We start from the raw sequence: 15,781 nt of genomic DNA on the forward strand, positions 1-15,781 counted from the left end.
CCGGGCGCGGACGGGCACCCGCCCGGGTGGGGCCCGGTGCACATGGCGGCCGGGTGACACCAAAGGCGGCCGGAGGGGTACGTAGCTCACCATGACATCCGAGACACCCGAGCGTCCCGAGCCCGTCGTGCCCACGGCCACCTACCGGCTCCAGCTCCAGCCCGAGTTCCCGTTCACGGCCGCGGAGCGGGCCGTGCCGTACCTGGCCTCGCTCGGCGTCTCGCACCTGCACCTGTCACCCGTCCTCCAGGCCGTGCCGGGCTCCGCGCACGGCTACGACGTCGTGGACCCCACGCGGGTGCGCGACGAACTCGGCGGCGAGGAGGGCCTGCGGGCGCTGGCGCGCACCGCGCGGGAACACGGGCTCGGCATGGTCGTGGACATCGTGCCGAACCACATGGCCATGGCCCCGCGCTACAACCACGCCCTGTGGGAGGTGCTGCGGGAGGGCCCCGCGTCGCCGTACGCGCGCTGGTTCGACATCGACTGGGAGGCCCAGGGCGGCAAGGTGCTGCTGCCCGTGCTCGGCCACCCGGTCGGCCGGGAGACCGGCGAGCTGACAGTGGACGGCGACGTCCTGCGCTACCACGACCACGCCTTCCCACTGCGCGAGGGCACCAGGAGGCTGCCGCTGCCCGAACTGCTGGACGCGCAGTGGTACCGGCCGGTGTGGTGGCGGCTGGCCCGTACGGAGCTGAACTACCGGCGCTTCTTCAGCATCTCGGAGCTGATCGGGGTGCGGGTGGAGGACCCCGAGGTGTTCCGGGCGACCCACGCCAAGATCCTCCAGCTGCTGGCCGAGGGGGTGGTCGACGGGCTGCGCGTCGACCACCCGGACGGGCTTGCCGACCCCGACGCCTACCTCCGGCGGCTGCACGAGGCGACCGGCGGGCGCTGGACGGTCGTCGAGAAGATCCTCTCCGACGGCGAGCACCTGCCGGCCTCCTGGCCGGTCGCGGGCACCACCGGCTACGACGCCCTGCGGCACGTCGACGGCCTGTTCACCGACCCGGCCGGAGCGAGCGAACTGACCGAGCACTACCGGCGGTTCGCCGCTCCGCGCGATGACAGCGGCGGCGACTGGGAGGCGACGGTACGGCGGGCGGCGTACACGGTGATCACGCACGAACTGGCCGCCGAGACGGAGCGGCTGACCCGGGTGGCGGGCCGGGTGTGCGCCACCTCTCCGGACCCGGCGCTGCGCGACCGCGCGCCCTGGGCGCTGCGCACCGCGCTGCGGGAGCTCCTGGTCCGCCTCCGCGTCTACCGGCCCTACGTCTCCGTGGACCCGGCGTCCGTGGTCACCGAGCAGGCCGCCGAGGAGGCCCGGCTCGCCTTCGTCGTGCCGGAGGAGGGCGAGGCCGTCGACGTGGTGCGCGACCTGGTCGTCGGGCGGGCCGGATCCGGGCCCGGCGCCGTGGAGTTCCGCACCCGGTTCGCGCAGGCAGCCTCCGCGCTGCGCGCCAAGTCCGTGGAGGACACCGCCTATTACCGGTACATGCCGCTGCTGTCGGCCAACGAGGTGGGCGGCGACCCAGGTCACCCGGCGGTGTCACCGGAGGACTTCCACGCGTACTGCGCCCGGGTGCAGCGCGACTGGCCGGTCACCGGGACCGTGGTCTCCACGCACGACACCAAGCGCAGCGCCGACGTACGGGCGGCGCTGGCCGTGCTCACCGAGTGCCCGCGCGTCTGGGCGGACCTGCTGGACGAGGTGACCGGCGGCGGGGAGGGCATGCCGGACGCCCAACTGGCGTGGGCGGCCTGGCAGACGGTGTTCGGCCTCGGCCCGGCGGACGGGGAACGCGTGCGGCAGGCGCTGCTGAAGCATGTGCGGGAGGCGGGCCTCCGCACGAGCTGGACCGAGCAGCGGCCCGCCTACGAGGAGGCGGTGGCGCGGTTCGTCGACGAGGGGCCGTGCGGGGCGCCGGCGGGGCCGGTGACGGCCCTGCGCACCGCTCTCGAACCGCACATCCGGGCGAACGTCCTGGGCACGGCGCTGGTGCACCTGACGATGCCCGGCGTGCCCGACGTGTACCAGGGCACGGAGGCCGAGTACCGGGCCCTGGTCGACCCGGACAACCGGCGCCCGGTGCGGTTCCCGCCCGCCGACGCCGGGGACAAGGGCGCGGTGACGGTGGCGGCGCTGCGGCTGCGCGCCCGCCGGCCGGAGGTGTTCGGCCCGGCCGCGACGTACGCCCCGCTGCTCGCCGAGGGGACGGCGGCGGCCCACTGTGCGGCGTTCGAGCGCTCCGGGGAGGTGGTCACGGCCGTGACCCGGCTGTCGCTGCGCCTGGCGGAGGTGGGCGGCTGGCGGGACACCCGGCTACCCCTGCCGCCGGGCCGGTGGTCCGACGCGCTGGCCCCGGGGCGGGAGTTCGAGGGGCACGTGCTCGTGGCGGAGCTCTTCGAGCGGCTGCCGGTGGCGCTGCTGGAGCGCGCTTGACAGGACTCGGCGTCCGTGGGGTACTGCGGAATGCGAAGCCGGGAGGACAGGTCGGGGGTGAGTCTCCTGCCGGATCTGCGCTACCCCAGTGTTCCCGAACTGGTCGCCGCCGCCCGTGCGCTGGCCGCGTACCGGCCGGACCGGTGCGTACTGAGGGAGGTCGGTCACTCCCGCGCGGGACGGCCGCTGCACCTGCTGTCCGTCGGGCACGCCCGGCGGGCGGTGCTGGTGGTCGCCGGCGCCCACGCCAACGAGCCCACCGGCGGCTCCACCCTCCTCGCCGTCGCGCACCGCGTGCTGCGTGAGGAGCGGTTGCGGGCGGACACCTCCTGGCACTTCCTGCTGTGCGCGGACCCGGATGGGGCGAGTCTGCACGTCACTCCGGCCCCACGCAGCCTGCTCGACTACCACCTCGGGTTCTTCCGGCCCGCCGGGCCCGAGCAGCCGGAGTGGTCGCCCTCCGTGCTGCCGCCCGACCGGCTGCCGCCGGAGACACGGGCGCTGACCGGGGTCATCGACGAGCTGCGGCCCTACCTCCAGGTAACGCTGCACGGCACCGAACTGGGCGGCAGCTGGGTGCAGTTGACCCGGGACGTGCCCGGGCTCTCCGAGCCGTTCAGCAAGTCGGCGGCACGGCTGCACATCCCGGTGGAGACGGGCGCCTCGGACGCGGCGGGCTGGCCGGTCTCGGGGCCCGGGGTGCGGGTGATGCCGGGGCCCGGCGCGGGCCCGGCGTATCCGAGCATGCCGGACGACGCGCGGCACAGCACCTGGTTCCGCCCGCACCGGTACGGCGGCATGACCGCGATCGTGGAGGTGCCGATGTGGGCGAGCGACCTGGTGGACGATCCCGCGCCGCATCCCGCCCCGGCGGCGGCGATACGGCGGCTGGCGCACCGGCTGCTGCGGGACGCGCGGGAGGTGGAGCTGGTCCTCACCGACGCGCTGCCGCGCCTGCACGGGGCGGACGGGCCGCTGTTGCGGGCGGCGAAGTGGGGGCTGAGCCTGGTGCCGGGACTCGCCGCGGACTGGATCCACACCCCGCCCGCGGACACCACGATGGCCTACGTCGGCAGCGTGGACGCGTTCGGGCGCCGCCTGCCGCTGCGGGCCGCGGCGATGCTCCTGCGGACCCTGCGCGAGGCCGACGACCGCGCCGCCCCGGACCTGGAACACCTCGTGACCACCTGGAGCGAGTCCTTCGCCCACCGCTTCCACGCCCGCTGGGTCCCCCTGGAACACCAGGTGGAACACCAGAGCCGCACAGTGGTCACCACAGCCCACCAGGCCCGCACGTCCGCCACGTGACCACCCCGCACGGACCAGGCCGCATTGCGACGACCACAGCCCCCAACCCGCAGATCGGGCGCGCGGTGGACGTCCCAATCGTCGTGCATCGGGCCTCAGTTGCCCATGGCGAAGACGGCGCCCGTTCGGGCGTTCAGTTCGCAGGTGTTGGAGAAGGTTTCCGTGTAGTCGATCAGCCGGCCGTGCCACTGGCCGCGGGCGTGGGCCGTTGCGGGGGCGTAGATCATCGGGCAGAGGACGTCCCGGTGGGGGATGCCGTGGATGTCGCCGCCGGAGGAGCGGAGCTGGGTGCAGGCGTCGGCCGCGTGGGCGTGGCCCCGGGGCGGGTCGCACAGGAGCAGGGCGCCGCGGACGTCACCGGAGCGCTCGTCGCCGTGGGTGACCGTGACGTAGAGCCAGTCGGACTGGCCGGTGTACCGGTGGGCGGCCGTGGCCGGGGCGGCGCCGGCGAGCAGGAGTGCGGCCCCTGCCGTCAGGCCACGCCGCAGGCGGATCGTGGCCGCCTTGGTGAGGTGGGTCATTCCCGGTGTATCGGCACGGCCGCCCGCGTGCCCCACCCCGGCTCACCCGATCGTGAGCGCACGCGCGCGTGCCGCCCGGCGAGTTCGCACACGGCCAGCACCACCCGCGTCTGGTACTCGGCCTGCCGGGCGACCGGTATCCAGCGCGCCCGCAGGTTGTCGCTGTAGTCGGCACACCCCTGCTCGATGAACCGGTCCAGTTCGGGCAGGACACCGGCCCGGTCGTACCCGGCACCGCGCACGAGCCGGTGCAGCAGTCCGGCGGTGCGCAGCGCCAGCCGCCGCCCCGCGATGCGCAGCGCGGCCAGGTGGGCGTTGGTCAGCGGCGGGAGCGGGCGCAGCGTGCCGTCGTCGGTGTCGGGGTCCCACGCGTCGGCGAGCCCGGGACAGACCAGGAGGTAGTCGTCCACCGGCGCGAGCAGCCGGTCCGCGTCCGGCACGTCGGCGAGGTGCGGCCGGACTCGATCCAGCAGCCGCTCCATGAGCCGGATGTCCTCGCGCAGGGCGCGGCTGACGGCGCGCAGCACCCCGTCCGGGTCCGCGGGCGCCGAGCCGTCGGACACGGCGTCCACACCCCACATGGGCGCCTCGACGACGGCGGTCACGGTGCCGTGCCGCTGCGGGTGGAACCATGTCGACTCCACGGCCGCCTCGGTGATGGCGGCGGCCAGACCGCCCCGGCGCGGCGGCGGGATCCGGTAGACGGCGGGCCCCAGACGAGGCCAGTACAGGGGGTCGTACGCGCCGAGTTCGCGCGGGATGCCGAGCCGGGCCGCGGCGTGCCCGACGCGCCGTGCGAGGCCGGGCAGTTCGCGGGTCACCTCGACGAAGCCGCCGCCGACGTCAACGCCGTGCAGCGAGCACTGGACGAAAGGCCGAAGCTCGTCCTGGAGTTCGAGCAGCGCCCGGGTCTCCGGCAGCGCGGCGGCCGCGGCACCGTCGGGCAGCCACTCCGGCTGCTCCAGGAACCCGGGCCGGAAGAAGTCCCGGAAGTAGTGGCCGAGGTCGTAAGGCCCCCTGAGCCAGCCCTCGTTGTGCCGTGAGCCGTCGGGGTCGAGGCACAGCAGCAGGTTCCAGGTGACGTCGGTGTCCGCGCCGCCGCGGCCGGCCAGCACGCGTTCGGCCAGCCTCAGTACGGTGGCGCCGCCCACGGGCTCGTTGGCGTGCGGTCCGGCGACCACGAGAGCCTGGCGGCTGCCGTGGCCGACGGAGAGCAGCCACAGGGGCAGGCCCCCACGGGAGGTGCCGACGCGGCGCAGCCGGGCGTCCCGGGGCCGGCGGGCGACGAGTGCGGCGGCGTGTGCGCCCAGCTCGTCCACGGACGGATAGTGCGGGAGTGGCGGCAGGGCACACCTCCACAGTGCGGCGCCGGCGCTTCACCACATGTACATGGCGTACACACAGTCAGTCATGACTTGTCGGATACGTCAACACCAGCGTCCGAAAAAGGACTTGACCCGCCGTATCGGGTCAGCCGGGGCCGGCGGCGGCGGTGCGGCTCAGTTCGCGGAGAGCCGGAACGCCACCTGGCCGAACCCGACCTGGTCGCCCTCGCGCACGACGGCCGCGCCGACCACGCGCCGCCCGTTGACGGTCGTGCCGTTGGTCGAGCCCAGGTCCCGCAGCACCCACATCCCGCCCTGGTGGCGCAGTTCGGCGTGCACGCGGGAGACCGTCTCGTGGGTCAGCCGCAGACCGCTGGCCGGATCCCGCCCTATGCGCAATGGGTGACCGCTGCCGGGAAAGGGCAGCAGCAGCTTGGGCAGCCGCTCGGCCTGCCAGGCCCGGCGCAGCCGTACGCTGAAACCGGACACCGCCTCGACCGTGCCGAACACCAGCCGGGACACGCGCCCCTCGGTGCGCAGATCGGAGGTGAGCGCGGCGAGTTCGTCCGGCCGGCGGGCGGCCAGGGCCAGCTCCATCCGCCGTACGAACGTGTCGTGCGACAGCCGGCCCATCGCGACGCCGTCACGGAGCACCTTCAGCGCCTTGTCGCGCTGCGCGTCGGAGAGCCGCGCGGGGTACGTGTGGGACTCGAAGGACGACGTCACGTTGGTGATTGTCGGTCAGTCGACCCCGCGTGTCCAGCTACCACGGAGACACACACCAGCCACTCGGATCCGGCGACACCCGCCGGAAAAGGGGGAATTCAAAAGCGGATTGATCTCTTGTGGCGCACCATGGACAGGGTACGTCACGGTGAGCGAACGAAGGGGAACCGTCCGTGCAGTTCGAGGTGTGGGCACCACAGGCCGGCCGTGTGACGCTCCAGTGCGACGGCGCCGCGCGCGCGCTGGAGCGCGATCCGGAGCGAGAGGGGTGGTGGACCGGTGAGGCCGAGGCGCGCGACGGCTCGCGGTACGGATTCGCGCTGGACGGCGGCCCCGTGCTGCCCGACCCGCGCTCGCCGCGGCAGCCGGACGGCCCGGGCGGGCTGAGCGCGGTCGTCGAGCACGCGCGGCACACATGGCGCTCCGCCGACTGGGCCGGGCGCCCGCTGCCCGGCGCGGTCCTGTACGAGCTGCACATCGGCACTTACACGCCTGAGGGCACCTTCGACGCGGCCGCCGAACGGTTGCCCCACCTGGCGGACCTGGGCGTCACCCACGTGGAGTTGATGCCCGTGTGCCCGTTCCCCGGCCGGCACGGCTGGGGCTACGACGGCGTGTCGCTGTGGGCGGTGCACGAGCCCTACGGCGGCCCCGAGGGGCTGAAGCGCTTCGTCGACCGGGCCCACGAGCTTGGCCTGGGCGTGGTCCTGGACGTGGTGCACAACCACCTGGGTCCGTCGGGCAACCACCTGCCGCGGTTCGGGCCGTACTTCACCGACACCCACCACACCCCCTGGGGCGCCGCCGTCAACCTGGACGCGCCCGGCTCGGACGAGGTGCGCCGGTTCCTGGTCGGCAGCGCGCTGGCGTGGCTGCGCGACTACCGGATCGACGGTCTGCGCCTGGACGCGGTGCACGCCCTGGTGGACACGCGCGCGTGCCACTTCCTGGAGGAGCTGTCGACGGCCGTGCACGCGCTCTCCGCCGACCTGGGCCGCCGTCCGTTCCTGATCGCGGAGTCGGACCTGAACGACCCGCGGATCATCACCCCGCGCAGGGAGGGCGGGCTCGGCCTGGACGCCCAGTGGAACGACGACTTCCACCACGCGCTGCACTCGGCGCTGACCGGCGAGTCCCAGGGCTACTACGCCGACTTCGGGCGGGCCCCGCTCGCGGCGGTCGCCAAGACGCTCACCGGCGGCTACTTCCACGACGGGACGTACTCCGGCTTCCGGGGCCGCCACCACGGCCGCCCGCTGGACCGCACCCGGGTGGCCGGGCACCGGCTGCTCGGCTACAGCCAGACCCACGACCAGGTCGGCAACCGCGCCCGGGGCGACCGCCTGTCCACGCTGCTCGCCGGCTCCCCCGGGCTGCTGGCCTGCGCGGCCACGCTGACGCTGACCGCGCCGTTCACGCCGATGCTGTTCATGGGCGAGGAGTGGGCGGCCGGCACCCCGTGGCAGTACTTCACCGACCACACCGACCCGGAACTCGCGGAGGCGGTGCGGCGGGGCCGGCGGCGGGAGTTCGCCGAGCACGGCTGGGCGGAGGAGGACGTGCCCGACCCGCAGGACCCGGCGACCCGCGACCGCTCCTGCCTGGACTGGTCCGAGCCGGAGCGCGAGCCGCACGCGCGCGTGCTGGCCTGGTACCGCCGGCTGACCGCCTTGCGGCACGAGCAGCCCGACCTCACCGACCCCGACCTCGCCGACACCAAGGTGGCCTACGACGAGGAGGCCCGCTGGTTCGCCTTCCGGCGCGGGGACGTGCTGGTGGCGCTCAACCTCGCCAAGGAGCCTGCGGAGATCCCTCTCGGCAACCGCCCCACCGAGGTGCTGGCCGCCTGGGAACCGGTCGCGGCACCCGGAGCGGACGGGCTGCTGCACGTGCCCGCGGAGTCGTGCGCGGTGCTGTTGCAGCACTGAGCACGGCACCGCGCCCGGACGGCCCCTACTCCGCGGTGTCCGCGGTGTCCGCAGGGTCCGCAGGGTCCGCAGCGTCCTCCCGGAACTCCGTCACCCGCTCCAGCAGGATCGCCTCCCAGGCGTGGCGCAGCTGGGACCGGAGGAGCGGCAGCGGACTGCCGTCGCGGCCGTCGAGACGTGCGGCGAGGCGGATCACGGTGTCGCAGCGGGCCAGCCACAGGCCGCGCAGGCAGGGCCGGGCGCCGTAGCCGGCGAGGGTGGCGGCGCGCACCGCGGCGGGGGAACCGACGGCGACGGCGACGCCGGCGATGTCCTCGGCCGGGTCGCCGACCACGGCGTCGGTCCAGTCGAGGACCCCGCGCACCCGGCCGTCGGCGCTCACCACCAGGTGCTCGCCCTTGAGGTCGTGGTGGATGAGCACGGCGGTGCCGGGCTGGGCAGCGAGTTGGGCCGCGGCGGGCGCGGTGAGCTGGGCCATCCGCGCGGGGTCGAACTCGTCGGCGGTGCCGAGACGTTCGGCGGCGTGCACGGCCATGCGGCGCAGCGCCTCCAGGGAGCGCGGCGCGGTGCGCGGGACGCCGAGGTTCTGGGCCTGCCGGGCGGGGACCTCGCGCAGCCCGGTGAACAGCCCGGCCAGGTCGTCCTCGCCGATGGCGGAGACGTCGTGCTCGCCGGCCGAGCCGCCGGTGATCCGGGTGTCCAGCGTGTACGTCAGCCCGGGCGCCCACTCGCCGCGCGCGACGCTGGCCGGGACGGCGACCGGAAGGTGCGGGCGGATCAGTTCGCGCAGCCGCAGTTCGCGGCGCTGGCGCTCGGCGGCCTCACGGTCGGGCGCCAGGCGCAGCACATGGCGGGCGCCGACCCACCAGGTGGAGTGCTCGCCGCCCTCGGCGACGGGCCGGATCTCGGGTCCGGGGGCGGTGTCCGAGCCGTCCTTGAGCAGGGTGCGGACCAGTCTGCGGACGGTGTCCGCGGTGGGTGTCGGTGCCTGGGTCATCGTCGCGCCGTGTCGTTGCGGTTGCGGGGTGGGGACTACCGGTGGTCAGTCCACTATGACCATCTCCCGGGTCGTGTCGTTGAGGCGGCGGCCCCCGTCCTCGGTCACGGTGACGATGTCCTCGATGCGCACCCCGAAGCGGCCGGGCAGGTAGATGCCGGGCTCCACGGAGAAGCACATGCCGGGTACGAGGGGCTGCTCCTCGCCCTCGATCATGTAGGGCGGCTCGTGCGTGGTGACGCCGATGCCGTGGCCGGTGCGGTGGATGAAGAACTCGCCGTACCCGGCCCGGGTGATGACCGCGCGTGCGGCACGGTCGACCTCCTGGCAGGAGACGCCGGGGCGCACCGCCCGGAAGCCTGCCTCCTGGGCCTCGCGGACGATGTCGTGCACCCGCCGCTCCTCGTCCGTCGGCTCTCCGACGTGCACGGTGCGGGTGGTGTCGGAGCCGTAGCCGTCCTTGAGGCCGCCGAAGTCGAGGACGACCATGTCTCCGCGCTCGATGACGCGGTCGCCCACCTCGTGGTGCGGGTTGGCGCCGTTGGGGCCGGAGCCGACGATGGTGAAGTCGACCTGGGAGTGCCCGAAGCGCCGCAGCAGGCCGGCGAGGTCGGCGGCGACCTCGGATTCGCGGCGGCCGGAGAACCGCACCTTCCGGATCTCCTCGAACGCGGCGTCGGCGGCCTCGCCCGCCGCCGCGAGCAGTTCCACCTCGGCCGCGTCCTTCACCGCGCGCAGCATGGGCAGGGCCTCGGTGAGAGAGGCGTAGGAGGTCTTGGGCAGCGCCTGTTGCAGGGCGAGCAGGTGCATGGCCCAGGTGTTGTCGCTGATGCCGAACCGGCCGCGGTCGTCGAGGAGGGCCGCGGTGACGGCGTAGGGGTCGGTGCCGTCGGTCCAGTCGCGCAGGGCCAGTGCGGACGCGCCGGACGCCTTGGCGGCGTCCGGGGCCTCCAGGGTGGGGACGACGAGTACGGGTTCGCGTCCGGCGGCGAGGACGAGCAGCGTGAGCCGCTCGGTGACGGCGGTGGGCGCGTACCCGGTCAGCCACACCAGGTCCGGCCCCGGCGCCACGAGCAGTCCGGCCAGCCCGGCATCGGCCGCCGCGCGGGCGGCGCGTTCCAGACGGGCCCTGTAGTCGTCGGCGGTGAAGGGCGCGAGCGCGATGCCGGTCATCCGGGCCTCCGTATGCGGCTGAGACGGTGAGGAAGGCTACGGGCAGCATCCTGCCCGGCCACGCCGTGCGACGCGAGCCGGTTGGGGATCTCGACCACGCGCGCGCCGCCCGTCCGCACCGGCCCGGGCCCGGGATCGCACTCAGCCATCGAACGAGGGACGAACCACGTCTCGGAGCACGGGCCACAAACCACGGCGGGCCACAGACCGGGACGGGGCACGAACCACGACAGGGCACGAAACGAGCCGAGGCACAGGTCACAAGCCGGGGCAGACCACAGACTGGGACAGGGCACGGGACGGCACGGGCCACAGACCGGGGCGAGCCACGGAACGGGGCACGGGTCAGGGCGGGCCAGGGACCGCGGCGGGGCACGGGTCAGGGCCGAGCACGGACCGCGGCACGCCACACGACGGGGCAGGCCGCAGGACCGAGGCGGGCCGCAGACCAGGGCGAGCCACGAGACGGGCCACGGGTCCCGAGTCAGGGCGGGCCACAGACCGTGGGCATGGACCGCGACATGGCACGGGACAGGGCGAGCCACAGACCGTGGCTGGCCACAGACCAGGCCGGGCCACAGACCGGGGCGGGGCACGGGACGCGATGGGGGTCGTCATGTGACGATGCCCGGGGTGACGGTCAGTTGCTGGTGGCCGCCGTTGGCGTGGCGCACGGTGAGGACCACCGCCTGCCCCGGGCGGGCCCCGGCGACCGCGCGGGCCAGGTCCGCCGCCGTGTCGACCCGGGTTCCGCCGAAGACGAGCAGTACGTCGCCACGGATCAGGCCCGCCGTGTACCCGGGGCCGGGGACGTGGATGCCGACCACCCGGGCTCCGGGCTTGCCGTCGTCCACCACCTCCACACCCAGCGTCGGACGCACCGGCACCGGCACCGGCGCGGCCGGCGGTGTCGCGGGCGCGGAGACGGGCGCCGGATCCGTGCGCCCCCGGGTGCCGGCCTGCCGCTGCGGCTCGGCGGGGGCGGACCTGCTCGTGCCGATCACCGTGAGGCCCACCGTGCCGAGGCCGACCCCGGACAGGACCAGGACGATCGCGGCGAGCAGCCCGCACACCAGAGCCACGAGGCGGCGGCCGCGGCGGCGCGCGGCGAGCGGGCGCCGGACCGGGCCGTGCTCGCCGCCGCCGGGCTCCTGTCCTGGCATCGGCTTGGGACGCAACGCTGTCTGATCCATCGACCGCCTCCGGCTGGCGCTGTTCGGTGGGCGGTCAGCCCACGGGGAGGGCGGGGGCGGGCGCGCGGTCCGGGAGGAAGGCGTGGGCCCGGCGGCCCAGCCACTCCGCCTTGTAGCGGTCGACGCTCCGGTGCCAGTTGAGGATGCCCGCCATCCAGTTCTGGAGGTCGGCCGCATAGCCGATCACGGCCGCGCGCCCCTCCTCGGACAGCTCGAAGTCGTCGTAGACGACGGGGAGTTCGTGGGCGACGACGTGCTCGAACTGGCGCATGCGCTGGTTCATCATGTCCTGGACGACCTTGAGCGCGGCCGGGTAGTCGATGCCGAAGAAGTGCTGTACGACCAGGATCGCGTTGTGGATCTCGCCCTCGTACTCGATCTCCTTCTGGTACGAGAAGACGTCGTTCAGCAGGCAGGCGTAGTCGACGGCCGCGTTCTCCAGGGAGCGGACCGGGCCGCTGCGGTAGACCTCCGCGGGGATGGCCGGGCCGTATCCCATCCGGCACAGGCTCAGGGTGAGGTCGGAGCCGAAGGTGGCGCGCCGCATCTCCAGGTAGTCGACCGGGTCGGGGACGCGGTTCTGGAGCTGGTTGGACAGCTCCCACACCCAGCTCTCGGTCATCGAGTCGATCGCGTGCTTCAGGGTGCGCCGCTGGTCGGGGGTCATCTCCGCGGTGGTCCGCGCCCACAGGTCGGTCAGGCTCCGCTCCATGGCGTTGAGCGGGACCGGCGCCGCCTCCCTCGCCACGGGCATGCAGGCCGACAGGCGGGCCGTGGTCGCCTTCGCGGCGACCAGGTCGCGGCGGTGGCCGTACACCAGCGGGTAGTAGTCGTCGCCGTAGGTGCCGAAGGCGAGCCACTGCGCGCTCAGGTCGAGCGCCTCGGGGGTGGCGTCCGGGTCGATGCCGGCCGAGCACAGCGCCAGGTCGTAGGCGGCGAGCTTGTCCTCGTCCCACACGCCCTCCTCGAGGATGCCCATGCTGTGGCACCAGTGGACGAGGCTTCGCCGGGAGCGGTCCAGATGCGGGCTCAGCCCCAGCGGGTAGGGCATGCGGAGGTCGGGGATGCGGGACGGGCCGACCTTCTCGAAGGGCACGTGCGTGTACGCGCGCAGCCTCTCCGCCCCGGCTGCCGCGAGCAGCGCGCCCACGTCGGCCGCCGAGGTGCCGGGGCCGGCCAGTCGCTGCCAGGGGCTGGTGGGCCGGGCCCGCTCGTTCATGTACCGGCTGGAGCGCATGTGCCACTCGTGGCCGCCGGACTGCCAGTCCTGGAGGCCCTTGGCGTACGCCGCCACCGCCGCGGTCTCGGCCGGGGTGAGGCCCTTCTCCAGGGCCGCCGCGGGCACTTCGGTGAGCGCGGTGTGCTCGAACTGGTGGAGGCGGGAGGTGAGGACGTCGTTGACGGAGTCGGCGGCCTCCTGGGTGGTGCACCCGAAGAAGGTCTCCAGGACCAGGACGCCGTTGCTCAACTCCCCCTCGTCCTCGACCTCCCGCTGGTAGGAGAACAGGTCGTTGCGCAGGTGCACGGCGTCGGAGAACGTCTCCATCAGCACCCTGAGCGGCCGGGTTCCGGCGACGGCGGCGGGCACTTCTGCGGTCGCGTACTCCACCAGCCCCGCCGACCAGGGCGCTCCGCCGACCTTGCGGCGCATCTCGATGTACTCGACGGGGTTGGCGATCCGCCCCTCGTTGATGTTCGACAGCTCCCACAGGGACTCGTTCAGCAGGTGCTCGGTGGCCACCGCGAACCGGTGGCGCCAGTCGGCCGACATCGACGGCACCGTACGCGCCCACAGGTCGGCGAGGCCGGCCTCGACCGGGTTGCGCGGCTCGGGGACGGGGGTCTCGGGGTCGAGGGGCATGAACAGGGGGAGCCGGTCCAGGTAGGCCTTGCCGCCCGCGCGGTCCTGGCTGCGCTTGAAGGTCTCCAGGAAGTGGTCGTCGAAGAAGAAGACCCACACGTACCAGTCGGTGATGAGCGACAGGGCGGGCCCGTCGCAGTCGGGGTGGGTGTAGGCGCAGAGCAGTCCGTAGTCGTGCGCGTCGAGGTCGGACTGCTCCCAGATCCCGGAGCCTTCCAACATGCCCATGTCGCGCGCCCACCGCGTCGAGTGGGCGCGGGCCTCGTCGACGTTCGGGTTGAGCCGCGCGGGATACGGCATGTAGAAGTGCGGGAGTTCGAAGGGCTGCTGCGTCATGGCCGGGCCCTACCCGCGACACTCCGGCACCATCCGTACGCACCAACCCGATCACTCCATCGCGTGAATCCGCACGTGAACGGGGTTGTCGCGCGGCGCGGAAGGCCGGCCGGCGGTCAGGTCCTGACCTGGATCAGCGCGTGCGTGCCCGCGACGCGCCAGCGCTCGCCCTCGGCGGCGTCCAGCGCGGCCTCGGTGTCCGCGTCCAGGCCGGTGATCACGTCGGACTTCAGGGTGCGCAGGGCGGCGAGGGGGCCGGGGAAGTAGCCGGTGGTGTCCGCGAACGGCGTGGTCGGGGGCCACAGCCGGTCGCCCACCAGCCGCCGGTAGTTCAGGTCGCCCTTGAACACGGTCAGCGTGGCCGCGGCGAACTCCTCGCGCAGGTCGGCGGGCATGGCGCCGTAGGGCAGCGGGGCGCAGGAGAAGGGGTGTGCCCGGACCGTCAGCCGGCCGTCGGCCATCGCCGACCACAGGTGACGCCCGTACCGCGCGGCCGCGCCGGGAGCCGCCGTCAGCCGGCGTACGGCGTCGACGACATCGGCGGTGGTGGCGTCGGAGACGTAGTACGGGTACGGCTTGACGTGCAGGACCGCCCGCCGGACGCGGCCCTGGGCGAGGAGGTGGGCGACGAGGAGGAGATCGGGGACGAGTTCGCGGCCGGCGTTGTCGGCGACCAGGCAGAGCGTGCCGGTGCCGGAGGGCGGCAGCAGCGACCAGAGGGCCGCCTTGTCGTCGGCGACCAGGGCGGGGACGGGCGGCCCGGCCTCGGCGCCGCCCGCCGACAGCCGGAAGCCGAGGTCGGCGCGGTTGCCCCAGAGGGAGCCGTGCAGCAGGGCGTCCGCGCGCTCCGCCGCCGGCTTGCCCTCCAGCTCGTCGAGCGCCGCCAGTTCCTCGTCGGTCTCCGGGGAGTCGAGTTCGGCGAGTTTGGACGGGCGGAAGGGGTCGATGCCCTGCCAGGGCCCGGGCCCGAAGTAGCCGACGGCTTCGAGGAGACGGCGGTAGAAGTAGCTCTCGGACCACAGCCACGGCACCTCGAACCAGGAGTGCCCGGCGTACTGTCCCAGGCCCCAGGCCTGCCAGCGGTCGCGGTCGGTTGCGGCGGCGGGAAGGTCGTCGATCACGCCCTCGGCGCAGCTCTCCAGCAGCGCGTCCAGGGCGCGGTGCTGCTCGGGGCCGTAGGGGAAGGCGTCGCGCACCTGCCGGACGATGGCCGGGTGCCGTTCGGCCAGCACGCTGTGCGGGAAGGAACCGGGTTCGTCGCCGACGAGTACGGGCGCGGACGGGTTGGCGGGCATGCGCCTCACCGTACCCGGCGGGTCATACGACGACGATCTCCCGCTCCAGCCGGGTGGCGAGGCTCAGATAGCGGGGGCGCCGGTGCACCGGCACCAGGCCGCGGATGAGCAGGTGCCACATCTCGGTCGTCCTGCGCGGCAGCCGCCCCATGGGTTCCAGGGGCCGGCCGGCGACCCGGGTGCCGACGAAGAAGCAGACGAGGGAGTGCGCGACGGCGTGAACGTCGACGTCCTGCTGGATCTCGTACTCCTTGACTGCGCCGAGGAGTTTGCCGGTGGCGATGTCCAGCCACTCGGTGAACGGGTGCCGCAGCGGCGGGCGCACCTCGACTCCTCCGGTGGCCAGCCGCAGGCCGGCACGGGTGACGGGGCCCTCCACGGTGAGGCGGGTGAGCGCGTAGGTGATGCGGATCAGCGCCTCCAGCGACGAGTAGCCCTGCTCGTCCACGCGGCTGGTCACCTGCCGGGCGGCCCGGGACTGCAACTCCAGGATGGCGTGGGCCAGATCCTCCTTGGCCGCGAAGTGGAAGTACAGGGCGCCCTTGGTGACGTGTGCGTGTGCGACGATGTCGCTCAGGCTGGTCCGTTCGTAGCCGTGCCGGTCGAACAGGTCGGCGGCGGCCGTGATGATCGTCGCGCGGGTCTGTTCGGCGCGTAACTGCCTCGGCATGG

At 74.0% G+C, this 15,781-nt stretch carries 12 protein-coding genes; 3 read left to right on the forward strand and 9 right to left on the reverse strand.

The genetic code is table 11. The features are described from left to right. The first annotated feature begins 91 nt into the window (after positions 1 to 91). On the forward strand, positions 92 to 2,446 hold the full coding sequence (treY, locus tag ACWEK3_RS27745) for a malto-oligosyltrehalose synthase (protein WP_453250859.1): 2,355 nt from the start codon (positions 92 to 94) through the stop codon (positions 2,444 to 2,446). Between the two features lie 57 nt (positions 2,447 to 2,503). Further along, entirely contained in the window at positions 2,504 to 3,754 is a 1,251-nt protein-coding gene (locus ACWEK3_RS27750; RefSeq protein WP_450540547.1) for a M14 family zinc carboxypeptidase, read from the forward strand. A gap of 95 nt (positions 3,755 to 3,849) precedes the next feature. On the opposite strand, the gene ACWEK3_RS27755 is transcribed toward ACWEK3_RS27750, so the two are convergent. The 3 genes from ACWEK3_RS27755 to ACWEK3_RS27765 form a co-directional block, all read right to left on the reverse strand. Continuing rightward, positions 3,850 to 4,275, reverse strand: a complete 426-nt coding sequence (locus tag ACWEK3_RS27755; protein ID WP_450540548.1) for an SSI family serine proteinase inhibitor — start codon at positions 4,273 to 4,275, stop codon at positions 3,850 to 3,852. Then, a complete protein-coding gene (locus tag ACWEK3_RS27760) occupies positions 4,272 to 5,594 on the reverse strand; it encodes a M14 family zinc carboxypeptidase (protein ID WP_450540550.1) in 1,323 nt (440 codons plus the stop codon). The genes ACWEK3_RS27755 and ACWEK3_RS27760 overlap by 4 nt, the downstream gene beginning before the upstream one ends. 180 nt (positions 5,595 to 5,774) lie before the next feature. After that, positions 5,775 to 6,326, reverse strand: a complete 552-nt coding sequence (locus ACWEK3_RS27765; RefSeq protein WP_376543209.1) for an FHA domain-containing protein — start codon at positions 6,324 to 6,326, stop codon at positions 5,775 to 5,777. Positions 6,327 to 6,499: 173 nt separating this feature from the next. Between ACWEK3_RS27765 and treZ the strand changes: the two genes are divergently transcribed. Continuing rightward, positions 6,500 to 8,254: a malto-oligosyltrehalose trehalohydrolase gene (gene treZ / locus ACWEK3_RS27770; protein WP_453250860.1), complete on the forward strand. Its 1,755-nt coding sequence runs from the start codon at positions 6,500 to 6,502 to the stop codon at positions 8,252 to 8,254. A 25-nt stretch (positions 8,255 to 8,279) separates the two neighbouring features. On the opposite strand, the gene ACWEK3_RS27775 is transcribed toward treZ, so the two are convergent. From ACWEK3_RS27775 to ACWEK3_RS27800, 6 genes are all read right to left on the reverse strand, one after another. Beyond that, positions 8,280 to 9,251: an aminoglycoside phosphotransferase family protein gene (locus tag ACWEK3_RS27775; RefSeq protein WP_453250861.1), complete on the reverse strand. Its 972-nt coding sequence runs from the start codon at positions 9,249 to 9,251 to the stop codon at positions 8,280 to 8,282. 45 nt (positions 9,252 to 9,296) lie between these two features. Next, positions 9,297 to 10,424 (reverse strand): aminopeptidase P family protein, encoded by a 1,128-nt coding sequence (locus ACWEK3_RS27780; protein WP_450540553.1) that lies wholly within the window; start codon positions 10,422 to 10,424, stop codon positions 9,297 to 9,299. Between the two features lie 614 nt (positions 10,425 to 11,038). Beyond that, entirely contained in the window at positions 11,039 to 11,617 is a 579-nt protein-coding gene (locus ACWEK3_RS27785; protein ID WP_453250862.1) for a PDZ domain-containing protein, read from the reverse strand. Positions 11,618 to 11,651: 34 nt separating this feature from the next. Next, positions 11,652 to 13,814, reverse strand: coding sequence for a germacradienol/geosmin synthase Cyc2 (gene cyc2 / locus ACWEK3_RS27790; RefSeq protein ID WP_453250863.1), 2,163 nt, complete (start codon positions 13,812 to 13,814; stop codon positions 11,652 to 11,654). A 116-nt stretch (positions 13,815 to 13,930) separates the two neighbouring features. Beyond that, entirely contained in the window at positions 13,931 to 15,109 is a 1,179-nt protein-coding gene (locus ACWEK3_RS27795; RefSeq protein ID WP_453250864.1) for a damage-control phosphatase ARMT1 family protein, read from the reverse strand. Between the two features lie 22 nt (positions 15,110 to 15,131). Further along, positions 15,132 to 15,779 (reverse strand): ScbR family autoregulator-binding transcription factor, encoded by a 648-nt coding sequence (locus ACWEK3_RS27800; protein WP_384177027.1) that lies wholly within the window; start codon positions 15,777 to 15,779, stop codon positions 15,132 to 15,134. Positions 15,780 to 15,781: the final 2 nt, after the last annotated feature.

Source organism: Streptomyces sp. NPDC004721 (assembly GCF_053601495.1).

Excerpts from the sequence above, each read along its gene's own strand:
- ACWEK3_RS27775 (WP_453250861.1), bottom strand. The coding sequence starts at position 9,251 with ATGACCCAGGCACCGACACCCACCGCGGACACCGTCCGCAGACTGGTC.
- ACWEK3_RS27795 (WP_453250864.1), bottom strand. The coding sequence starts at position 15,109 with ATGCCCGCCAACCCGTCCGCGCCCGTACTCGTCGGCGACGAACCCGGT.
- ACWEK3_RS27800 (WP_384177027.1), bottom strand. The coding sequence starts at position 15,779 with ATGCCGAGGCAGTTACGCGCCGAACAGACCCGCGCGACGATCATCACG.
- treY (WP_453250859.1), top strand. The coding sequence starts at position 92 with ATGACATCCGAGACACCCGAGCGTCCCGAGCCCGTCGTGCCCACGGCC.
- ACWEK3_RS27780 (WP_450540553.1), bottom strand. The coding sequence starts at position 10,424 with ATGACCGGCATCGCGCTCGCGCCCTTCACCGCCGACGACTACAGGGCC.
- ACWEK3_RS27755 (WP_450540548.1), bottom strand. The coding sequence starts at position 4,275 with ATGACCCACCTCACCAAGGCGGCCACGATCCGCCTGCGGCGTGGCCTG.
- ACWEK3_RS27785 (WP_453250862.1), bottom strand. The coding sequence starts at position 11,617 with ATGGATCAGACAGCGTTGCGTCCCAAGCCGATGCCAGGACAGGAGCCC.
- cyc2 (WP_453250863.1), bottom strand. The coding sequence starts at position 13,814 with ATGACGCAGCAGCCCTTCGAACTCCCGCACTTCTACATGCCGTATCCC.